Here is a 20,204-nt window from a genome sequence, read left to right on the forward strand (position 1 = left end):
GCCTGGAATATCGCCGCCGGTGACATGGCGGCGGTCGGATCGAGCTACGGCGTGGCCTGCGCGGATATCTGCCGCGCCGTGAGGATGTGGCTGTCCGCTCCGGAGGCTGCGATGGCGATCATGGCGCGACCGATTTCGCGATTGTCGTTGAATGCGTTCGGCGCCAGCCGCTTCAACAGCGGGATCAATGGCCCTGTGACCGCGTACGCGGCGCGATACAGCGGAGTCCTGGAGACCACGCCGTCCTGCGGCTGGACGAATCCCGGCCGGAACATGTACGCCCAGCGGCAACTGAATCGTGTGGACGTGCCACCAACGGTTGACGAGGCGGGGACGTATAGGGCGCGTTGCCGGGGCGGTGTGCCGGCCTGGCGGCATGGAAAGGGTCCTTGGGGATTGGCGGGCGACACCGGCCCGGCGGCTCAGGGCAGTACCACGACTTTGCCGGTGGCCTGGTTGTCTTCCATGTATCGATGGGCGGCGGCGATCTCGTCCAGGTGGAAGACGCGGTCGATGCTGGGGCGGTAGGCGCCGGATTCGACTTCGTGGATGATTCGTTGCAGCACAGGCGTTCCCGCATCGCCCTCGCGGTTCTTGCTGTGGAAAGCCGTGAGTCTGGTGCCGGAGGGGATCATGGCGATCGGTTCGAAGTCGGCGATGAGCCATCCGCTGAGCGAGCCCGATACGCAGACCGTGCCGCCGCGCCGGACCAGGTGGAGCGAGTCCACCGCGGTACGGGCGCCGACGAGATCCAGGACGTAGTCCGGGCCGTCGGGCCAGATCGCGTGCACGCTCGCGGCCAATGATTCGCCGTCGTCGACGAGGACATGGTCGACGCCGGTCGCGGTCAGGGCGTCGATCCTGTCGGGCTGCCGCGTCGTTGTCGCGGTCTCGATGCCGTGGCCGACGGCGATCGACGCGGCGGCCATGCCCACCGAGGAGGTTCCGCCGCGAATCAGCAACCGGCCCTTGGTATCCGGCTCGATTCCCAGCGCGTCGAGCGAACCCTGGGCGGTCAGGTAGGACTCGGGGAGGGCGGCCAGGACCTCCCACGGCAGGGTGGTGGTGATCGGCATGAGGAGGGAGTTCGGCAGGAGGGCGTACTCGGCGTAGCCGCCGTCGAAATCGCGGCCCATCTCGCCCATGACCGCGGCGACGGTCGTGCCCTCCAGAAGCGCGGGATCGGTGGAGGCGGCGATGATTCCGACGCATTCGATGCCGAGTACCCGCGGGAAGCGCACGCTGGGGGAATGCCCTTGGCGGGTCCGCAGTTCCGACCGATTCAGGCCCGCGCCCCTCACCTGCACCAGGCTCCATCCCTCTCGGACCTCTGGGATCGGCAGCTCGTGGACTTCCAGGACCTCGGGGTCGCCGGCCCGGCCGCAGATCGCCGCTCGCATAGTCGTATTCACTCGCGTCGTCGTGTTCATGCATTCACTGTCGCGGGTCGGCCGCCTGGCGGGCTACCGATAGAATGCCAAGCTATGCCTGATAGCCGCCAACCTCTCGAGTCGCGGCTGTGGGCGTCCGGAGGAGCTCACCTCTGGTCGTCGGGGGCGGCGAGTTCGGCCGATTCCCATTCGCGTGGGCACCTGGTGTACGCGGCGCGCGGCGTGCTGTCGGTGCACACCGAACGCGGCACCTCGATCGTCCCGGCCAATCGAATCGCCTGGACGCCAGCGGGATTCACGCACTACCACCGCGCACACGGTCACACCGACATGCGGATCGTCTTCCTGCCGCCCGTGCTCGCCGGGCTGATACCGGACCATCCCGCCGTGTTCCTGGCCTCCGATCTGGCCCGCGAAGTCGTGCTCGTGCTCACCGGCACCCGCGAGTACGCCCGCGCCGCGCGTGCCCGCCTGCATCGCGTCCTCGTCGACGAACTGCGCGAAGCGCGCGAGCAGCCACTGCAACTGCCCGAGCCCCGTGATGATCGGCTGCAGGCCCTTGCCCGGACGCTGTACGAAAACCCCGGAGACAACAGCTCATTGGCGGATCTCGGCCGGGCGATCGGAGCCGGCTCCCGCACCCTGAGCCGACTGTTCCGCAATGAACTCGGCATGACCTTCTACGAGTGGCGCACCCAGGTGCGGGTCTATCACGCGCTCGTCCTGCTTGCCGACGGCCACGACACGACGCAGGTCGCGCACGCGTGCGGGTGGTCGAATCCCAGCGGTTTCATCACCGCTTTCACGGCGCTCGTCGGTACCACCCCCGGCCGCTATCGAATCGCCCACCAGCAGAAGGCCGTTCGATAGCCGACGCCCCATCGTGACGCGTCCCCGGACGCGCCCGGTGGACGGCGGGCTCAGACGTCCAGGCCGGCGGTGAGGGTGGCCGGGTCGGGGCCGATCCGGTTACCCCGGTCGACGCCGTCGATGCGGGCCAGCTGGCCGGGCGTCAGCTCGAAGGAGAAGACATCGAAGTTCTCCCGGATGCGGGACGGGGTCACCGATTTCGGGATCACCACATTGCCGAGCTGCAGATGCCAGCGGATGATCACCTGTGCCGGGGTCCGGCCGGTTTCCTCCGCGATCTCGACGATGGCCGGATCCTTCAGATCCGCGCCCTGGCCGAGCGGACTCCAGGCCTCGGTCGCGATGCTGTGCTCGGCGTGGAAGGCCCGCAGCTCGGTCTGCGCCAGGTGCGGGTGCAGTTCGATCTGGTTCACCGCCGGGGTTTCGCCGGTCTCGTCGATCACGCGCTCGAGGTGATCGCGGTTGAAGTTCGAGACGCCGATCGACCGGATCCGGCCCTGGGATTTCAGGGTCTGGAAGGCCCGGAACGTATCGACGAACCGACCGGCCTGCGCCACCGGCCAGTGAATGAGATACAGGTCCAGATAGTCCATTCCGAGCCGCGCCATGCTGGCGTCGAAGGCACGCAGGGCGGAGTCGTAGCCCTGTTCGGAATTCCACAGTTTGGTGGTGACGTAGATCTGCTCGCGCGGCAGCCCGTACTCACGGATGGCGCGGCCCACCTCGACCTCGTTGCCATAGATCGCGGCGGTATCGATACTGCGGTAACCGGTTTGGAGTGCCGCGGTGACGGTGTCGAACGCCTCCGCTTCGGCGACCTGGAACACTCCGAAACCGAGCGTCGGAATCATGTTTCCGTCGTTCAGGACGATCGACGGCACTGTGCTGCTCTCGCTTTGGAAGGTCATGCCGATCGACTATAAGACCCGATCGGTCAGGGCTGCGGGCGTACGGTCAGGATCTGCTGGGCGTAGCCGACCGGGCCGTGGATGTCGTGGAGAACGGTGCTGGTCAGCCCTTGGCCGGTGTGGCCGAAGGTGACAGTCGTATCGAGGCCGGTCCACTCGCCCTCCGGCTGCCGGTAGAGGTGGATGGTCAGGTCCACGTTCGGGAACATCCATTTGGTGGGCTCCTGCCGGACCGCGATGCCGTTGGCGGTGTCGACCAGCGCGATATAGGAGGCGAGGGCTTCGGACTGCTCGCCCACCACCAGGTCCAGGGGGGTGGTGATCCAGGCCGTGGTGCGCCCGGGCTGCGGGATGCCGACCGGCCGGGTGTCGATGGAGGCGATGTAGCCGCCCGACCAGAGCGAACCGAGCTCCCAGGAGTCCAGTTCATCCGGCGCGGGCAGCCGATCCGGTTCCCCGCCCGCGACGCTGTCGGTGTCCTGGACTTCCAGGAACCAGGCCCGGGCGCTCACCACGCTGCGTCCGCCGATGCTCACCGTGGCCTGCACCAGCTCGATGGTGCGGCCGGGCCGGACGGTCTCGACGCGAATCTCGAACTCCTCGAACGCGATCCGGCCGAGGATGTCGAAGCTGATGCGGCTCGGCACCAGACCCGGGCGATCGGCGCGGGCGCGCAGGATCTCGTGCACGATCAGGCCGCCGACCGGGCTGAAGTGCTGTTCGTCGTCGGCCCACGCGCCGCCCGCATGGCGGGTGGGGACGAATCGGTGTTCGCCGACTCGCCGGAAGTAGCTGGACTCGGGTGCGCTCGTCTCCGTCACGTTTCTCAACCTACGGGTCGAGTTTTGATCTGGCTAGTCGGTAAACCATCTTTGTGGTCGGAGAAACCGACCCGAGCGCCGCCTATGATCGAGCGATGACTTCGACCGTGGACGAGGACGCCGCCCCGGCCGGGCGTGCGGCACGCCGGCGTGACCGCCGCAAGGCGGAGATGATCGCGGCCGCGCTGCAGATCCTGTCCAGCAGTGGCTATCAGGGCATGCGGTTCGAAGACGTCGCCGAGCGCGCCGATATCGCCAAAGCCACGCTCTACCACTACTTTCCGAGCAAGGATGCGCTGGTTTCCGCGGCCCTGGAGAAGCTCACCGCCGATGTCCTGACCAGCCTCCGCGAGGCTCTGGACACCGCCGCCGACGCGCCGCCCGCCGAGCAGCTGCGGGTCCTGATCGCGGCCCAGCTCCATGTGCTGACCGTGCTGTACCCCGAGGTCGGCAAGCTCTTCTCGTTCCCCGCCCCCTGGCCGAGCGAGCACTCCGAGGCGATCAAGACCATGCGCCGTCGCCACGACCACCTCTTCCGCGAGGTCATCGACCGCGGAATCGATTCCGGCGCCTTCGACTGCCCCGACCCCTCGGTGGCCCTGCACTGCCTGCACGGCATCCTCAACCACGCCTCCATCTGGCTGCGCCCCGCGGCTGATCCGGACCACCGCACCCGCGATGCGGTGGTCGACGAATCGCTCAGACTGTTCCTTCGCGCCTGAACTCTCGTCTTTCGCGCCTGAACTCTCGTCCTTCGCGCCTGGACTCTCGGCGTTGTCGCGTCCCACTCAGTTGGACGGTTCGACTGATTCCTGACGAATTCGGCCGAGCGGTTGCGAGTCTGAGGGGATATCCCATCAGAGTGGAGGGAGCAGCGGGATGGAGCCTGCGCCGACCCCGAACCCGCTGCGACTGTCCGAGCTCGGTGCTGATTCGACCGCGGTCTTGCGCGTCATCGCGCACTTCGACGATTTCGACGAGTCCGCCGCCAATGCCGACACGGTCGTCCGAGCCGCCGCGCTGCTGGCCGAGTGCCCGGTCGGGGCGAGCTGGCCGTCCGGGACCGTGATCCGCTACGACGCCGCAGGCCGTCTGCTGCCCGCCACGGGCACACCGGACGACGCGGCCGGGACCGATCCCGCCGTCTGGCTGGAGCGGCAGGTGGTGCCGGCCGCGGCCGCCGCGCGGGAATCCGATCGGCCGCGGCGCAATGGTGCGACATCGGCCGGACCACGAAATCGGCAGCGGGACAGCATGATCGCCGCGCCACCGGGTCCGCTCGGGCAACAGGCGCCGGCCGCGGCGCATCTGCTGGACGGCGTGGTGCTGGATCGGTTGCGGCACTGCCTGCGTGTGGTGTCGGTGCGGCAGGCCGCCAATCCGCTGCGGATGGATGATCCGGCATTGCTGGAAGTGGTGCTCTCGGAGAAGGAACGGCGTGAGGATCGCGTGCGGGCCATGCGGTTGCTCGGCCTGGATCCCGCGCGGGCGACGCGGGTGGTGGCGGTGGCCGGGCCCGGCGCGGCGGACGCGGTCCGGATCATCGGCGAGCACGTGCCGATCCTGCGGCAGGCGGTGATCGGGGCGACGACCGCGGTGCTGGTGCAGGATTTCGGGCCGCCCGGTGGTGCCGGGGAGACCACACGGCGCCCGGCTGTCGCCTCTGACCGGTCCGCGCCCGCGGCCGGCAGTTCGGCGGTGCCGGTCACGACCGGGCCCGGGCGTCCGTCGATGGTCGACCGGGGGTTGTCGGATGTCTTGAATGCTGCTGTCGCGCAGTCGTTCCCGGCATCACAGGCGGGAACCGGCGGACCGTGGATCGGAGTGGGGGAGCGGTTGCCGGCATTCGCGGCGGCCACCTCGTGGGAGCAGGCGCGCCGCGCGATGCGATTCGCGTCGTCGACCTGGCACGGGCGGCGGGTGATCGCGTTCGAGCGGCTGGGGGCGCTGGAGCTGCTGGCGGATCTGCCGGTGCAGCGGCTGCTGGGGACCGCGGATGTCATGCGGATCAACGAGTTCGCCGCCACCGAGGCGGGAGCGCTGGCCGTCGACACCCTGGAGGCATTCTGCGTCTTCGGCACCCTGCGGCGGACCGCGACCGAACTGCACCTGCATCACAGCACGGTGGCCGCGCGGATAGCGCAGGTCGAGGCGGTGATGGGCTGGGATGTGGACGAGGCGTTGGACCGGTTCACGGCCACCCTGGTGCTGACGGTGCGGCGCATGACGCTGTCTTCCGCGCAGTTGGCGGGCCGCATGCCGCCCGACCCGACGGGTGTCGGGTGAGGGCGGTGATACCCGCGACGGGCGGCGGGTGATCCGAGTCACGTCGGTCGATGACGATCGGTGGGCACAACCGGTGCGGGAGAAGGAGATTCACATCATGGCGATTGTCGATCCGGCCAAGACCTGGCAGCTGCTCGAGCAGCGGCTGGCCGTCACCACCAATGAGCGCCACCGCCAGGTGCTCGGCATCGTCATCGAGCACATGAAGGCCGAGGCCGTCCCCGACCTGGACGGTCTCATGCGCACCCTGGTCGCGGAACCGGACTACCACTTCTGGAACGCGGGCCAGGATGTCGGCCCGAAGGGGTGGGACGGGGTGCACGCCTACTACTCGGCGTTCGTGGACAGCAAGTCCAACATCCTGGAGTTCGAGCTGGACCGCCTGCTGGTGGACGACGACTGCGTGGTCACCGAGGGCTTCCTCAAGCAGATCTACCCGGGCGCGTACGCCGCCCAGATCGGCATCCCCGTCGATGATCCCGCCCGCGACTACCTGATCACCTTCCGCCAGCTGCTGCTGTGGCCGGTCGACGCGAACGGCCTGATCGTCGGCGAGGACTCCTATCACTCGGGCCCGGTGGAGATCCGCAAGCTGTCCTTCGACGAGCTGCCCAGGGAATACGTCGAACTCGTGCACCCGGCCGTCTGACAGCGGCGAGACTCGGCATATGGAAGGCGAATCGGACATGACGGATCTATCAGTGGCACCCCCGGCCGTGTCGGCGCAGACCCCGGCGGTGTCGCCGGAGCAACCCCTGCGTCGCGCGGATATCGCGACCATGCTGCTCGACCGCCTCGGCGACGAGCGGCTCGGACTGCGGACCCGCGACCGGGATTGGACCTGGGACGCGGTGGTGCGGGAGTCGGCGGCACGCGCCGAACTGGCCCGGGAACTGCGGCGCGACGGGCCCTTCCACATCGGGGTGCTGCTGGACAATGTGCCCGACTTCGTCTTCTGGCTGGGCGCCGCCGCACTGGCGGGCGCGACCCTGGTGGGCATCAACCCGACGCGCGGAAACACCCAGCTGGAGGCCGACATTCGCTATGTCGACTGCCAGCTGATCGTGACCGACGCGGCCGGGATGGCCCGCCTGCGCACGCTGGATCTGGGGCTGGAACCCGAGCGGTTCCTGCTGATCGACGATCCGGCCTATGCCGAGCGGGTCGACGCGCACCGGGCCGAGCCCGCCGCCCACGCGGGCCCGGAAGCCTTGCTGCTCTTGCTGTTCACCTCCGGCACCACCGGCACCTCCAAGGCGGTCAAGTGCACGCAGCGCCGCCTGGCGGTGATCGCCTACGCGGCCACCGACAAGTTCGGTCATGTGCGCGAAGACGTCGACTACTGCTGTATGCCGCTGTTCCACGGCAATGCCATCATGGCGCTGTGGGCTCCGGCCCTGGCCAACGGTGCGACCGTCTGTCTCACCCCGAAGTTCTCGGCCTCCGGATTCCTCTCGGACGTGCGGTATTTCGGCGCGACCTTCTTCACCTATGTGGGCAAGGCGCTCGGCTATCTACTGGCCACCCCGGCGAGTCCGCAGGACACCGACAACACCCTGGACCGTGGTTTCGGCACCGAGGCGTCGGTGGCCGACCAGGCCGAGTTCCGCCGCCGCTTCGGGGCCGAGCTCTTCGAGGGCTACGGATCCAGCGAGGGCCCGGCCCTGGCCGCCATCGACCCGGCGGCGCCGGCCGCGGCGCTGGGCCGCCCTGCCCATCCGGGCGTGGCGGTGGTGAATCCGGAGACCCTCGCCGATTGCGCGCGAGCGGAATTGGATGAATACGGTCGTGTATTGAATCCGGACGAATCGGTCGGCGAGATGATCGACAAGGCGGGTGCGCTCGTCTTCGAGGGCTATTACAAAAACGATGTCGCGGATGCCGAACGCTTGCGGAACGGCTGGTATTGGACGGGTGACCTGGGATATATCGATCAAGCCGGCTTTCTGTATTTCGCGGGGCGCAAAGGCGACTGGCTCCGCGTGGACGGGGAGAACACCTCGACGCTGTTGATCGAACAGGTCATCCGGCGTCATCCCGCGGTCATCGCCGCCGCGGTGTACGGCGTCCCGGATCCCCGGTCGGGCGACCAGGTGATGGCGGCGATCGAGGTGGCCGAGCCGACCGTGTTCGATGTCACAGAGTTCGCTGAATTCCTCAGCGCCCAAGATGATCTCGGCAGCAAGGGTGCGCCCAGGCTGCTGCGCGTCTCGGGGAACCTGCCGGTCACCGGTTCCAACAAGGTGCTCAAACGTGAACTGCAGCAACAGCGTTGGCACACCGCGGAATGCGTCTACCGATGGGTCGGCCGCGGCGAGCCCGAATACGACATTCTGACAGATTCCGGCAAATCGGAACTCGAAGCCGAGTTCGCGGCGTATGGCCGGGTGAACCTGTTCTAACCCTCACACCGTGACCTGCGGCGACTTTCATTACGATGTTGCTATCGAAGGTTCTGCAGGGAGGGTTGTCTTGTCACGCCATGACGGTCATTTGTCCGAAACCGAGATGCCGAGGGGGCTGTCCGACGGCGCGCCGCTGCACGTCGATCTGACCGATACCGATCGCCGCATCATCGATCTGCTCATCGCGCCGTCCCGGGCGTGGTTCAGCCCGCGCTTCTACGGGATGGAGAACTTCCCGGAAACGGGTCCGGTGCTGCTGGTCGGCAACCATAGCCTGGCGGGCGGCACCGACGCGCCGCTGCTCGCGCACGAGATCCTGGTGCGGCACGATCGGCTGGTGCGGGGGCTCGCCGAAAACGTGCTGATCGACGTGCCGGGTCTGCGAGATGTGCTGCACCGCTGGGGGATCGTGCGCGGCAACCGGCACAACTGCACCACGCTGCTGGAGCAGGGTGAGGCCGTGGCGGTGTTCCCCGGCGGAGGCCGCGAGGCGATGCGCGGCAAGGGGCAGAAGTATCAGCTGCTGTGGGAGGGCCGCTCCGGTTTCGCCACGATGGCCATCGCGACCGGCGCGCCCATCGTCCCCATCGCCATGGTCGGCGGCGACGACATCTACGACATCGTCTTCGACGGCGATCACCCGGTCATGCTGCCGCTGCGCAAGGCTGTCGAGGGTCTGGGCCTGCGGTCGAACCTGACGCCGCCGCTGATCCGCGGCCTCGGCCCCACCCTGGTGCCCAAGCCGGAGCGCTTCTACTTCTCCCTCGGCACGCCGATCGACACCAGCCCGTGGCGGGACGCCACGGATTCCGACGCCGCCGCCGACGAGCTCAAGGCAGTGGTGAAGAAGGCCCTGGAAGGCGAACTGGACTTCCTGCTGGGCGAGCGCGACCGGGACCGGGGTCGCAGCCTACTGGGCCGCACCCTGGGCCGCTTCGGTCTCTGAGCTTCACCCTGATTTCCCGGTAGGTTTACCGGGGTTCAGCTGCGCCGTTCCGCGACGTCAAGGGCGACTGTCGCAGTTCGGGCCGGTTTCTTCTCCCATGAAGTTAACCTCCGTTCGACTTTCGAGTACGGTAATGAGCACAGGCGATGGTGCCGATGTGGTCACTGTAGGAGGTTGGCGTGGAGCGCACCCTTTTCGAACCCGAACACGAGCTGTTCCGGGAGTCGTTCCGTAAGTTTCTCGATCAGCACGTAGCTTCCCGGCACGAGCAGTGGGAGCACGACGGCATCGTCGATCGCTCGGTCTGGCTGGAGGCCGGCAAACAGGGGTTCCTCGGCATGGCCGTACCGGAGGAGTACGGCGGCGGGGGCGTGCTGGATTTCCGCTACAACGCCATCGTGACCGAGGAGGTCACCAAGGGCTTCTACTCCGGCCTGGGTTTCGGTCTGCACAACGATGTGATCGCGCCCTACCTGCTGGAGCTGGCCAACGAGGAGCAGAAGCGGCGCTGGCTGCCGGGCTTCTGCTCCGGTGAGATCATCACCGCCATCGCCATGACCGAGCCGGGCACCGGGTCGGACCTGCAGGGCATCAAGACCCGCGCGGTCAAGGACGGCGACGACTGGATCCTCAACGGCGCCAAGACCTTCATCACCAACGGCATCAATGCCGACATCGTGATCGTGGTCGCCCAGACCGACCCGTCGAAGGGTGCGATGGGCTTCTCCCTGCTCGTGGTCGAGCGCGGCGTGCCCGGCTTCGAGCGCGGCCGCAATCTGGACAAGATCGGCCTCAAGGCGCAGGACACCGCCGAGCTGTCCTTCACCGACGTCCGCGTCCCCGGCAAGAACCTGCTGGGCACCGAGGGCCAGGGCTTCGTCCACCTGATGCAGAACCTGCCGCAGGAGCGCCTGTCCATCGCAGTCATGGCCGCCGCCGCCATGGAGGCCTGCCTGGACCTTACCTGCCAGTACGTGCGCGACCGCAAGGCATTCGGCAAGCCGATCGGCGCCCAGCAGAACACCCGCTTCGTGCTCGCCGAGCTGGCCACCAAGACCACCGCCGTGCGCGTGTTCGTGGACCGCTGCATCGAGCTGCTCAACGATCGGAAGCTGACCGTCGAGGAGGCCGCCATGGCGAAGTGGTGGTCCAGTGAGGAGCAGGTCGACCTCATCACCAAGTGCCTGCAGCTGCACGGCGGCTACGGCTACATGCGCGAGTACCCGATTGCCAAGGCGTACATGGACGCCCGCGTCCAGACCATCTACGGCGGCACCACCGAGATCATGAAGGAGATCATCGGGCGTAGCTTGAAACTTGCCTGATCGGAGGCAGTTTCTGATTCACGAGACGGTCGCTGTCCCGGCTCGGCTCTGAAACTCGTCCATTCGTTGTGGAGGGGGTACTTCTCTGGGGTATCCCCTTCGGTGCGGGTGAACGTGGCATGAGCTCACTGTTCATCAAATGCTCAGTGCCACCACAGGAATCGACATCCGGGCGATCGTTTCGATCCGGCGGTGGGTAACGGAGATGACCCTGCCTGGTTCGTAGCGGTGCGCCGCGTCGCTGTTCCACCACTCCCGGCGTGTCCATATCTGTTCGCGAGTCGCTTCAGTGGCGGCGGCGCGCCCCTGGGTACGCTTCCCTGTCGAGCGCCCTGTCGATGCAGTTACCCGGAGTTGACTGCGACGAATCTGTGTGGAACGGAGCGACATGTCGAGCGATCGTCCTCACGAAACACCAGTAGTGAACCGCCGCGCCGCCATCGGGACCGGCGCGGCGGTGTTGGGCGGCGCGGCGCTCGGTGCGGGTTTGACAGCCGCCGCGGCCTGCGCCGAGCCGGCGCGGACCGAACTACCGAGTGCCGGCAGCATCGATTCCAATCTGAACAAGTCCGCGCATCTGTTCCATCTCACCGCCGCCGAACCGGACCACTACGAAGGCGGCACGCTGCAGGGAGCCCACGAACAAAACTTCCCGGTGCTGGCCGGCCAGAACGGCGCGGCGTACTTCGTGCGGCTCGAGCCCGGAGGCGTCCGCGAACCGCACTGGCACCCCACGGCGTGGGAACTCAACTACCACATCTCCGGCAGCGCGAAATGGACGGTTATGGGTACCCATCCAGACGGCAGCTATCACAACGATGTATTCGAAGCACACGCTGGTGACCTGGTATTCGCCCCGCAGGGGTTCTTTCACTACTTCGAAAATGCCCGCGCCGATGCTCCACTCGAACTACTCATCATCTTCAACACCAGCGCCCCGGAGACAAGCGACGATATCGGCATTCTCGCTGCCCTGAATTCGATTCCGCGGGAGGTTACCGCCACCGTCCTCGGCATCCCGGTGTCGGCGCTGGACGGTATACCCACCGAGATCAAACCGGTCGTGATCGCCAAACGCCACTGAGCCCGCCAGAGGGGGCAAATTCATCCTGCGCGTTATGCAGAGGTTGGTGGGCGCCGCAGACTGTGGCCGCGGACGGCGTCCATGGCGAATTCCGCGGCGTCCCCTGCGATTCCATGTCGCAGGCGCAGCGTCAGGGTTGGCGAATGTATCCCAATGTGAATGATGCATCGTCGAGTCGCGGGGCGATCGATTCCCCGCCGAGTGCCTGCCGCGTTACGACCTGCTCGTCCTGGATGACGTGCATTACAGCGTTGATCAGCGCGAGGTGGGTGAACGCCTGGGGGAAGTTGCCCCAATGCCGGCCGGTCCGGGGGTTGATCTCCTCGGCGTAGAGGCCGAGGGGGCTGGCGTAGGCAAGTAGTTTCTCGCACAGCTGTTTGGCTCGTCTCTTTTCACCGATCTCCGACAACGCCGAGACCAGCCAGAACGAGCAGATCGTGAAGGCGCCTTCTTCCCCTGCGCATCCATCGTCGGTTTCACTGACTCGGTACCGCAATACGAGGCCGTCCTCGGTCAATTCGTCGGCGATGGCCAACACCGTGTTGCGGACCCGCTCGTCGTCGGGGGGCAGGAAACGAACCAGCGGGATGAGCAGGGCCGAAGCATCCAGCGCCGTACTGCCGTAGTACTGGGTGAACACCTGCCGGGAGTCGACCGCGTGAGCGCATATGTCGGCGTGGATTTCGTCTGCGGCCTGTTGCCAGCGATGCGCGCGTTCGAAGTCCTGGTGGATGCGGGCCAGCCGGGCGCCGCGGTCGGCGGCAACCCAGCACATCACCTTGCTGGAGGTGAAGTGTTGGGGCTTGCCGCGCACTTCCCAGATGCCATGGTCGGGCTCACGCCAGCAGGTGAGGGCGCTTTTGACCGCCCGGCCCAGCACTGGCCAGGCGCGCGCGTCGATTCGGTCCTGGTTGCGCGCGTAGAGGTAGACCGCGTCCAGCGCAGCGCCCCACACATCGTGCTGGCGTTGCCGGTACGCGTCGTTGCCGATGCGCACGGGGCTGGCATTCTCGTAGCCGCGCAGGTGGGTGAGGGTCTGCTCGGTGAGGTCGCTCTCGCCGCCGATGCCGTAGGCAATCTGCATGTCGCGGGCGCCTTCGGTCAAATTCATGATGTAGGAGAAGAAGTCGTTCGCCTCCCAGCTGAAGCCCAGTGTGTACAGGCCCCACAGCGCGAAGGCGGAGTCACGTATCCACGAGTAGCGATAGTCCCAATTGCGTTGTCCACCTGGTGTTTCGGGTAATGAAGTGGTGGCAGCGGCGGTGATGGCACCGGTGGGTGCGAAGGTCAGCCCCTTGAGGGTCAGCGCGCTGCGGGTCAGCTGGGCAGCCCACGGATGGTCCGGGAACCGCCCGCCGGCGAGCCAGTGCCGCCAATGATGGATCGTCTGCAGCAGCCGTCCTTCGGCCTCGTCGACGGCGCGGGGCGCGTCGCGACTACCCCAGGAGAGCGCGCAAAAACGTGTGTCGCCAGCCTTCAGCAGGCTGCGCGCAAGCGCGTGTGTACCTTCCAGTCCCAAGCGCATGTCAGTGCTGAGCGTCAGCTGCAGATCGATCCCGTCGGCGCCGGCCTGCGCGAGGTGGTAACTGTCGAGGTACTCCCAATGCGCATGATGCCTGCCGTAGTCGAAAGACGGCGCGCAGTCGAGCCCGAACTGGATTTGCCCGGTCTCACAGTGCACCGTCCGCAGCAATATGTGCTCGGCGTCGTAGTCGGTGGGGGTTCGACGATGGGCGCTATGGCCGGGTGTCTGGTGCCGCCAGGGCCCGACCAGCAGCGCGTCGCGAACCGTCGCCCACCCTTCGCCACTGCGCCAACTCGTCTCCATGACCATCGTCCCCGGGACGTAGCGGCGATCGGTGGGCACCATGAATTCGACCGGGGCGAACCGAAACGAACCGGCGGAACGATCCAGTATCGATGCGAAGACACTGGGGGAGTCGATGCGGGGCAGACACATCCACTCGATGGCTCCGCTGGGGGCGATGAGTGCAGTGACCTCGCAGTCGGAGATGAAACCGTAGTCGTCGATGCGCGGGAAGGCCGTGGGACGCGGCGTGCGTTCGATCTCGTCGTCCATGTGCTGCTCCCTCATTGTCTCGGCGCTGAAGTCTGGCCGGCCAGCAGGGTCAACTCCACAACGTCACATGCACTTTCGGGCGGAACCGAGTGACACCGACCCCGGACCCGCGGATCATCGCCTGGATGCATCGCGGGGTGGCGATGAACCGCAGCAGTTCCGACACCGCGGGCTGCCGGGTCTCGGGTGGCAAGGTGGTCGCGCACCACTCATCGGATACCTGAAGTCCGGCTCCCTTGATGCGGCTCAACCGACCGGCCGCGAGGTCGGAGGAGACGGCGAACCCGATCGCGAGGGTGATGCCTCCGACACGGCGGACCTCTTCGAGGGCGGCAGCGTCGCTCTGGAAGATCCGCTGGTGTGATTCGGGAATCGCCAACTCGCGCAGCATCGTCGCGATACGCCCGTCGACACTGCCGGCGCCGGGGCCCAGCATCCACTGCTGCTCCCGCAGCAGCGCCGGATACGGTGCGACGTCCGCCAGCGGACTGTCGGGGCGCGCGACCGAAATGATCTGGTACTTCAGGAACGGCCGGGTGGTGATGGTCGTGCCGGTGTCGTTCTGCCCGGGCCCCAGCGCAATGTCCACCGCACGGGTCTCGATCAAGCTGCGGAACTGGCTGGTGGGATGAACACTCAGCTCGACCGACAGATCCTTCGCCCGCGCCGCGAACAGGTCGATGAGGCCGGGCGCGGCATGTTCGGCGAACGCGCTCGATGCCGCAATGCGGAGCAGCCGTCGGCCGTGCGCCGCCTCGCTCACCTCGATGGCGGTCTGGCGCTGCAGTCCGAGAATCTCGATCGCCCGGCTGGCCAGGCGCAACCCACCGGGCGTGAAGGCGAGACCGGCCGCCGTACGAGTGAACAGCGGGTCGTCGAGCTCTTTGCGCAGCTGAGCTATGTGCGTCGAGACACCGGCGTCCGATATCCCCAGCTCTCTGGCCGCCGCATGGACGGAGCCGAGCCGCACCACCGTCGAGTAGGCCCGAAGCTGGGCGGGCGTCACAATCCGAGTCTAGTTTGGAGGTGGACGCAGTGCCTACAGCCGCATTGCGCCCGGAGGACGCACCATGCAGGACGTGCTCACGGATCTGATGACAACCTGGAACGCCGGGGGCACGGCTGGGGTCGCGACGGTCGTGCGGACCTTCCGTTCGGCGCCGCGACCGCCGGGCGCGGCCATGGTCGTCGCCTCGGACGGGACGGTCGGCGGTTCGGTCTCCGGCGGCTGCGTCGAAGGCGCGGTCTACGAACTCGCCACCGACGCCATCCGGACCGGTCGTCCGGTGCTGGAGCGGTTCGGCATCTCCGACGATGATGCATTCGCCGTCGGTCTCACCTGCGGCGGCATCATCGACATCTTCGTCGAGGCGATCTCGCGGGAAACGTTTCCGGAACTCGGCGAGGTCGCCGCAGACATAGCCGCTGACCGGCCGGTCGCGATCGCGACCGTCATCGAGCACCCCGACGCCGCCCGGATAGGGCGACGGCTGCTGATCCGGCCGGGTATCGCGCATGGCACCCTGGGGTCGGCGCGCGCCGACGATGCGGTGATCGATGACGCACGCGGGCTGCTCGCGGCAGGCCGCAGCGAGGTGCTGTCCTACGGTCCGGACGGTCAGCGCCGCGGCGAGGGCATGGCGGTTTTCGTCGCCAGCTATGCCCGGCAGCCGCGGATGCTGGTGTTCGGGGCGATCGATTTCGCAGCCGCCCTCGCACAGCAGGGGTCGTTCCTCGGATACCGGGTAACGGTGTGCGACGCGCGGCCGGTCTTCGCCACCTCCGCCCGGTTTCCGACCGCCGATGAGGTCGTCGTCGACTGGCCGCACCGCTACCTGGCCGCGCAGATCGCGGACGGTGCGATCGATTCGCAGACCGTTGTCTGCGTGCTGACCCACGATCCCAAGTTCGATGTCCCACTGCTCGAGGTGGCCCTGCGCGCGCCGGAGATCGGCTATGTCGGCGCCATGGGGTCGCGCCGCACGCACGACGAGCGGATGACCCGGCTGCGGCAGGCAGGTCTCACCGACGAGCAACTCGCCCGGCTCGCCAGTCCGATCGGGCTGGACCTGGGCGGCCGGACACCGGAGGAGACGGCGGTGTCCATCGCGGCGGAGATCATCGCGCTCCGCTGGGGCGGACACGGTCGTTCCCTGACCCGGACCGGCGGCCGCATTCACCACAAGGCGCAAACAGCCAGTTAAGCGATTGCTTAACTCGGTCTTGACGAGCGCATCAGCGGGACAGAGGCTGAGCTTCTTCCCATGGATGTGAGGTAGATCACGTGCAAGTTCCTGGGCCATTCGAATATGAGCGCGCAACGGGCGTGGATCACGCCATCGGACTACTGGACCGGCTCGGCGACGAGGCGCGCATCGTGGCGGGCGGGCACAGCCTGCTACCGATGATGAAGCTGCGTCTGGCCAATCCGGAATATCTCATCGACATCAACGACCTGGCTGCGGAACTGGGCTACATCGTCACCGATCCGACCCTGGTGCGCATCGGTGCGATGGTCCGGCATCGGCATTTGCTCGAGTCCGACGATCTCGCCGTGGTGTGCCCGATCTTCCGTGATGCCGAGCGCGTGATCGCCGATCCGGTCGTGCGCAATCGCGGCACGATCGGCGGCTCGCTGTGCCAGGCCGATCCCGCCGAGGATCTCACCACGGTCTGCACGGTTCTCGGCGCCACCTGCCTGGTGCGCGGACCGTCCGGCGACCGGGAGATCGCGATGGACGACTTCCTGGTCGGTCCGTACGAAACCGCCATGTCGCACAACGAACTTCTGATCGAGATCCGAATTCCGGTGCGGCATCGGACCTCGAGTGCTTACGCGAAGGTGGAGCGCCGGGTCGGCGACTGGGCGATCGCGGCGGCGGGGGCGACCGTGACACTGCACGGCGAGACGATGGCCGCCGCGCGGATCGGTTTGACGGCGGTCAATCCCGATCCGGCGGCGCTCGCCGTCGCAGCTGACGCACTCATCGGTGTGCCGCCCACCGAAGACGTTTTCGCGGAGGCGGGCCGCCGCGCGAGCGCAGCGTGCTCACCTGTCTCCGATGCGCGTGGCAGTGCGGACTACAAGCGCCATCTCGCGTCCGAACTGACGATTCGTGTGCTGCGTACCGCGGTCGAGCGGGTACTGAACGAATCTGCGCTGGAAGGGAATTAGCCATGCAGGTAACCATGACCGTCAACGGCGAGCCGGTGACCGCGGAGGTCGAGCCACGTATCCTGCTCGTGCATTTCCTGCGAGATCAGTTGCGGCTCACCGGAACCCACTGGGGGTGTGACACCAGCAACTGCGGCACCTGTGTGGTGGAGGTCGACGGCGAACCGGTGAAGTCGTGCACGATGCTGGCCGTCATGGCCGGCGGCCGGGCGGTGCGCACTGTCGAGGGGCTCGAGGTGGACGGCCAACTCGATCCCGTGCAGGAGGGTTTCATGCAGTGTCACGGGTTGCAGTGCGGTTTCTGCACGCCCGGAATGATGATCACCGCCCGCGCCCTGCTCGACCGCAATCCGAATCCCGACGAGCAGACCATTCGCGAGGCGATCTCGGGCCAGATCTGCCGCTGCACCGGATATACGACCATCGTGCGGTCGATCCAGTGGGCCGCGGCGAAGCAACGAGGCGAAGCGATGGAGCCCGAACCCGCTGCCACGCCGACGCCGGTAGGGAGCACGTCATGACCGCCGTCGAGTCCCGGCCCGAAGACAGAGTCGACAACGATCACAAGCCGTGCGGTCACGGCAGGATGCTCCGCAAAGAGGATCCGCGGTTCATTCGCGGGCGCGGCAACTACGTCGACGACGTGCAGCTGCCCGGCATGCTGCATATGGCGATACTGCGTTCCCCGTTCGCGCACGCGCGGATCGTGAGCGTCGATGTCTCCGCGGCACAGGCACATCCGAAGGTCAAAGCGGTCGTCACCGGTGCGGACCTCGCGGCGAAGGGCCTGGCCTGGATGCCGACGCTGTCCAACGATGTGCAGGCGGTGCTGGCGACGGACAAGGTCCGATTCCAGGGGCAGGAGGTGGCCTTCGTCGTCGCCGAGGATCGCTACTCCGCGCGTGATGCGTTGGAGCTCATCAATGTCGAGTACGAGATGCTCGAGCCGGTGATCGACGCCCGGACCGCACTGGCGCCCGATACGCCGGTGATCCGCGACGATCTCGAAGGCAAGCGGGACAACCACTGCTTCGACTGGGAGACCGGCGATGCCGCCGCGACCGAGGCGGTGTTCGCGCGCGCCGATGTCGTGGTCGAGCAGGAGATCGTCTATCCGCGAGTGCATCCCGCCCCGATGGAAACCTGCGGCGCCGTCGCCGATCTCGATCCCGTGACGGGGAAGCTCACGCTGTGGTCGACGAGCCAGGCGCCGCACGCCCACCGCACGATCTACGCGATGGTGGCCGGACTGCCCGAACACAAGATCCGGGTGATCTCACCCGATATCGGCGGCGGGTTCGGCAACAAGGTGCCCATCTATCCCGGATACGTCTGCGCCATCGTCGGGTCGCTGTTGCTGGGCAAACCGGTGAAGTGGATGGAGGATCGCAGTGAGAACCTCACCAGCACCGGATTCGCCCGCGACTACATCATGGTCGGTGAAATCGCCGCCACCACCGACGGCAAGATCCTGGCCATCCGGTCGACCGTGCTCGCCGATCACGGCGCCTTCAACGGCACGGCCGCGCCGCTGAAGTATCCGGCGGGCTTCTTCGGTGTCTTCACCGGTAGCTATGACATCGAGGCCGCCTACTGCAAGATGACCGCGGTCTACACCAACAAGGCCCCCGGCGGCGTGGCCTACGCGTGTTCGTTCCGGGTCACCGAGGCCGTCTACTTCGTCGAGCGGTTGGTGGATTGCCTCGCCTACGAACTGAAGATGGATCCGGCCGAGCTGCGGCTGCGGAATCTTCTTCGCGCCGAACAATTCCCGTACACGAGCAAGACCGGCTGGGTCTACGACTCCGGTGACTACGAGAAGACCATGCGTCTGGCGATGAACATGATCGGCTACGACGCCTTGCGCAAGGAACAGCGGGACAGGCGCGCCCGCGGCGAGTTGATGGGCATCGGGATGTCCTTCTTCACCGAGGCCGCGGGCGCGGGTCCGCGCAAGGATATGGACATCCTCGGACTCGGGATGGCCGACGGGTGCGAGCTGCGCGTCCATCCGACCGGCAAAGCCGTTGTGCGGCTATCGGTTCAGAGCCAGGGGCAGGGCCACGAGACGACGTTCGCCCAGATCGTCGCCGAGGAACTCGGCATCCCGCCCGACGACATCGACGTCGTGCACGGCGACACCGATCAGACACCGTTCGGCCTCGGCACCTACGGCAGCCGGTCGACACCGGTCTCGGGCGCCGCTGCCGCACTGGTGGCGCGGAAGGTGCGCGACAAGGCGCGAATCATCGCGTCGGGCATGCTCGAGGTCTCCGTCGCCGACCTCGAGTGGGAGAAGGGCTCGTTCCACGTCAAGGGCGATCCGTCCGCGGCCGTGACGATCCAGCAGATCGCGATGCGCGCACACGGCGCCGGTGATCTGCCCGAGGGGATCGAGGGCGGACTCGACGCGCAGATCTGTTACAATCCGGTGAATCTCACCTTCCCATACGGTGCGTACTTCTGCGTCGTCGACATCGACCCGGGGACTGCCGTGGTGAAGGTGCGGCGCTTCCTCGCCGTCGACGACTGCGGTACCCGGATCAATCCGATGATCATCGAAGGGCAAGTGCACGGCGGCCTCACCGACGGTATCGGCATGGCGCTGATGGAGATCATGGCCTTCGACGAGGACGGCAACTGCCTCGGCGGATCCCTGATGGACTACCTCATCCCGACGGCGCTCGAGGTTCCGCATTTCGAGACCGGGTACACGGTCACGCCGTCGCCGCATCATCCGATCGGCGCGAAGGGCATCGGCGAATCGGCCACGGTCGGATCACCTGCGGCCGTGGTCAACGCGGTGGTGGATGCGCTGGCGCCGTTCGGGGTTCGGCACGCCGACATGCCGTTGACGCCGTCGCGGGTGTGGGACGCGATGCAGGGCCGGGCCACGCCGCCCATCTGAGTGGG

Annotated in this window: 18 protein-coding genes; 12 read left to right on the forward strand and 6 right to left on the reverse strand. The window is 67.1% G+C overall.

Annotation, left to right across the window (positions count from 1 at the left end; translation table 11 throughout):
- Positions 1-44 precede the first annotated feature (44 nt).
- Together ACIRRA_RS04115 and ACIRRA_RS04120 are read right to left on the reverse strand one after the other, a co-directional pair.
- Entirely contained in the window at positions 45-275 is a 231-nt protein-coding gene (locus ACIRRA_RS04115; RefSeq protein ID WP_402762797.1) for a hypothetical protein, read from the reverse strand.
- A 147-nt stretch (positions 276-422) separates the two neighbouring features.
- Positions 423-1,430: a zinc-binding dehydrogenase gene (locus tag ACIRRA_RS04120; RefSeq protein ID WP_402762799.1), complete on the reverse strand. Its 1,008-nt coding sequence runs from the start codon at positions 1,428-1,430 to the stop codon at positions 423-425.
- A gap of 54 nt (positions 1,431-1,484) precedes the next feature.
- Between ACIRRA_RS04120 and ACIRRA_RS04125 the strand changes: the two genes are divergently transcribed.
- Positions 1,485-2,261: a helix-turn-helix domain-containing protein gene (locus ACIRRA_RS04125; protein WP_402762802.1), complete on the forward strand. Its 777-nt coding sequence runs from the start codon at positions 1,485-1,487 to the stop codon at positions 2,259-2,261.
- A gap of 50 nt (positions 2,262-2,311) precedes the next feature.
- On the opposite strand, the gene ACIRRA_RS04130 is transcribed toward ACIRRA_RS04125, so the two are convergent.
- Positions 2,312-3,169, reverse strand: coding sequence for an aldo/keto reductase (locus ACIRRA_RS04130; protein ID WP_402762805.1), 858 nt, complete (start codon positions 3,167-3,169; stop codon positions 2,312-2,314).
- 26 nt (positions 3,170-3,195) lie between these two features.
- Positions 3,196-3,990, reverse strand: a complete 795-nt coding sequence (locus ACIRRA_RS04135) for a thioesterase family protein (protein WP_402762808.1) — start codon at positions 3,988-3,990, stop codon at positions 3,196-3,198.
- Positions 3,991-4,085: 95 nt separating this feature from the next.
- Between ACIRRA_RS04135 and ACIRRA_RS04140 the strand changes: the two genes are divergently transcribed.
- The 7 genes from ACIRRA_RS04140 (at position 4,086) to ACIRRA_RS04170 (ending at position 12,036) form a co-directional block, all read left to right on the forward strand.
- Positions 4,086-4,712 (forward strand): TetR/AcrR family transcriptional regulator, encoded by a 627-nt coding sequence (locus ACIRRA_RS04140; protein ID WP_402762811.1) that lies wholly within the window; start codon positions 4,086-4,088, stop codon positions 4,710-4,712.
- Between the two features lie 157 nt (positions 4,713-4,869).
- Positions 4,870-6,276, forward strand: coding sequence for a PucR family transcriptional regulator (locus ACIRRA_RS04145; RefSeq protein ID WP_402762814.1), 1,407 nt, complete (start codon positions 4,870-4,872; stop codon positions 6,274-6,276).
- A gap of 97 nt (positions 6,277-6,373) precedes the next feature.
- Positions 6,374-6,925, forward strand: coding sequence for a nuclear transport factor 2 family protein (locus ACIRRA_RS04150; protein ID WP_402762817.1), 552 nt, complete (start codon positions 6,374-6,376; stop codon positions 6,923-6,925).
- A gap of 130 nt (positions 6,926-7,055) precedes the next feature.
- Positions 7,056-8,678, forward strand: a complete 1,623-nt coding sequence (locus ACIRRA_RS04155; protein WP_402763684.1) for an AMP-binding protein — start codon at positions 7,056-7,058, stop codon at positions 8,676-8,678.
- Between the two features lie 106 nt (positions 8,679-8,784).
- Positions 8,785-9,627 (forward strand): lysophospholipid acyltransferase family protein, encoded by an 843-nt coding sequence (locus ACIRRA_RS04160; RefSeq protein WP_402762820.1) that lies wholly within the window; start codon positions 8,785-8,787, stop codon positions 9,625-9,627.
- Between the two features lie 179 nt (positions 9,628-9,806).
- Positions 9,807-10,952: an acyl-CoA dehydrogenase family protein gene (locus ACIRRA_RS04165; RefSeq protein ID WP_402762823.1), complete on the forward strand. Its 1,146-nt coding sequence runs from the start codon at positions 9,807-9,809 to the stop codon at positions 10,950-10,952.
- Between the two features lie 421 nt (positions 10,953-11,373).
- Positions 11,374-12,036, forward strand: coding sequence for a cupin domain-containing protein (locus ACIRRA_RS04170; RefSeq protein WP_402762826.1), 663 nt, complete (start codon positions 11,374-11,376; stop codon positions 12,034-12,036).
- A gap of 130 nt (positions 12,037-12,166) precedes the next feature.
- Here the strand turns inward: ACIRRA_RS04170 and ACIRRA_RS04175 are convergent, their stop codons facing one another.
- Both ACIRRA_RS04175 and ACIRRA_RS04180 read right to left on the reverse strand, forming a co-directional pair.
- Positions 12,167-14,116 carry a glycoside hydrolase family 15 protein gene (locus tag ACIRRA_RS04175; protein ID WP_402762828.1) on the reverse strand — a complete coding sequence of 650 codons (1,950 nt, stop codon included), beginning with the start codon at positions 14,114-14,116 and terminating at the stop codon, positions 12,167-12,169.
- Positions 14,117-14,165: 49 nt separating this feature from the next.
- A complete protein-coding gene (locus ACIRRA_RS04180) occupies positions 14,166-15,122 on the reverse strand; it encodes a LysR family transcriptional regulator (protein WP_402762831.1) in 957 nt (318 codons plus the stop codon).
- A gap of 64 nt (positions 15,123-15,186) precedes the next feature.
- Here ACIRRA_RS04180 and ACIRRA_RS04185 point away from each other — a divergent pair, with 64 nt between their 5' ends.
- From ACIRRA_RS04185 to ACIRRA_RS04200, 4 genes are all read left to right on the forward strand, one after another.
- Positions 15,187-16,320, forward strand: a complete 1,134-nt coding sequence (locus ACIRRA_RS04185) for an XdhC family protein (protein WP_402762834.1) — start codon at positions 15,187-15,189, stop codon at positions 16,318-16,320.
- An 80-nt stretch (positions 16,321-16,400) separates the two neighbouring features.
- On the forward strand, positions 16,401-17,291 hold the full coding sequence (locus tag ACIRRA_RS04190) for an FAD binding domain-containing protein (RefSeq protein WP_402762836.1): 891 nt from the start codon (positions 16,401-16,403) through the stop codon (positions 17,289-17,291).
- A gap of 2 nt (positions 17,292-17,293) precedes the next feature.
- Entirely contained in the window at positions 17,294-17,812 is a 519-nt protein-coding gene (locus ACIRRA_RS04195) for a (2Fe-2S)-binding protein (RefSeq protein WP_402762839.1), read from the forward strand.
- Positions 17,809-20,199: an aerobic carbon-monoxide dehydrogenase large subunit gene (locus tag ACIRRA_RS04200; RefSeq protein ID WP_402762842.1), complete on the forward strand. Its 2,391-nt coding sequence runs from the start codon at positions 17,809-17,811 to the stop codon at positions 20,197-20,199. The genes ACIRRA_RS04195 and ACIRRA_RS04200 overlap by 4 nt, the downstream gene beginning before the upstream one ends.
- The last annotated feature ends 5 nt before the right edge of the window (positions 20,200-20,204 follow it).

Origin of the sequence: Nocardia sp. NPDC101769 (assembly GCF_044766925.1) — a bacterium.
Classification (GTDB): domain Bacteria; phylum Actinomycetota; class Actinomycetes; order Mycobacteriales; family Mycobacteriaceae; genus Nocardia.

Coding starts and splice junctions, on each gene's coding strand:
- ACIRRA_RS04115 (WP_402762797.1), bottom strand. CDS start 275: ATGTTCCGGCCGGGATTCGTCCAGCCGCAGGACGGCGTGGTCTCCAGG.
- ACIRRA_RS04120 (WP_402762799.1), bottom strand. CDS start 1,430: ATGAACACGACGACGCGAGTGAATACGACTATGCGAGCGGCGATCTGC.
- ACIRRA_RS04125 (WP_402762802.1), top strand. CDS start 1,485: ATGCCTGATAGCCGCCAACCTCTCGAGTCGCGGCTGTGGGCGTCCGGA.
- ACIRRA_RS04130 (WP_402762805.1), bottom strand. CDS start 3,169: ATGACCTTCCAAAGCGAGAGCAGCACAGTGCCGTCGATCGTCCTGAAC.
- ACIRRA_RS04140 (WP_402762811.1), top strand. CDS start 4,086: ATGACTTCGACCGTGGACGAGGACGCCGCCCCGGCCGGGCGTGCGGCA.
- ACIRRA_RS04145 (WP_402762814.1), top strand. CDS start 4,870: ATGGAGCCTGCGCCGACCCCGAACCCGCTGCGACTGTCCGAGCTCGGT.
- ACIRRA_RS04150 (WP_402762817.1), top strand. CDS start 6,374: ATGGCGATTGTCGATCCGGCCAAGACCTGGCAGCTGCTCGAGCAGCGG.
- ACIRRA_RS04155 (WP_402763684.1), top strand. CDS start 7,056: ATGCTGCTCGACCGCCTCGGCGACGAGCGGCTCGGACTGCGGACCCGC.
- ACIRRA_RS04160 (WP_402762820.1), top strand. CDS start 8,785: ATGCCGAGGGGGCTGTCCGACGGCGCGCCGCTGCACGTCGATCTGACC.
- ACIRRA_RS04175 (WP_402762828.1), bottom strand. CDS start 14,116: ATGGACGACGAGATCGAACGCACGCCGCGTCCCACGGCCTTCCCGCGC.
- ACIRRA_RS04185 (WP_402762834.1), top strand. CDS start 15,187: ATGCAGGACGTGCTCACGGATCTGATGACAACCTGGAACGCCGGGGGC.
- ACIRRA_RS04195 (WP_402762839.1), top strand. CDS start 17,294: ATGCAGGTAACCATGACCGTCAACGGCGAGCCGGTGACCGCGGAGGTC.
- ACIRRA_RS04200 (WP_402762842.1), top strand. CDS start 17,809: ATGACCGCCGTCGAGTCCCGGCCCGAAGACAGAGTCGACAACGATCAC.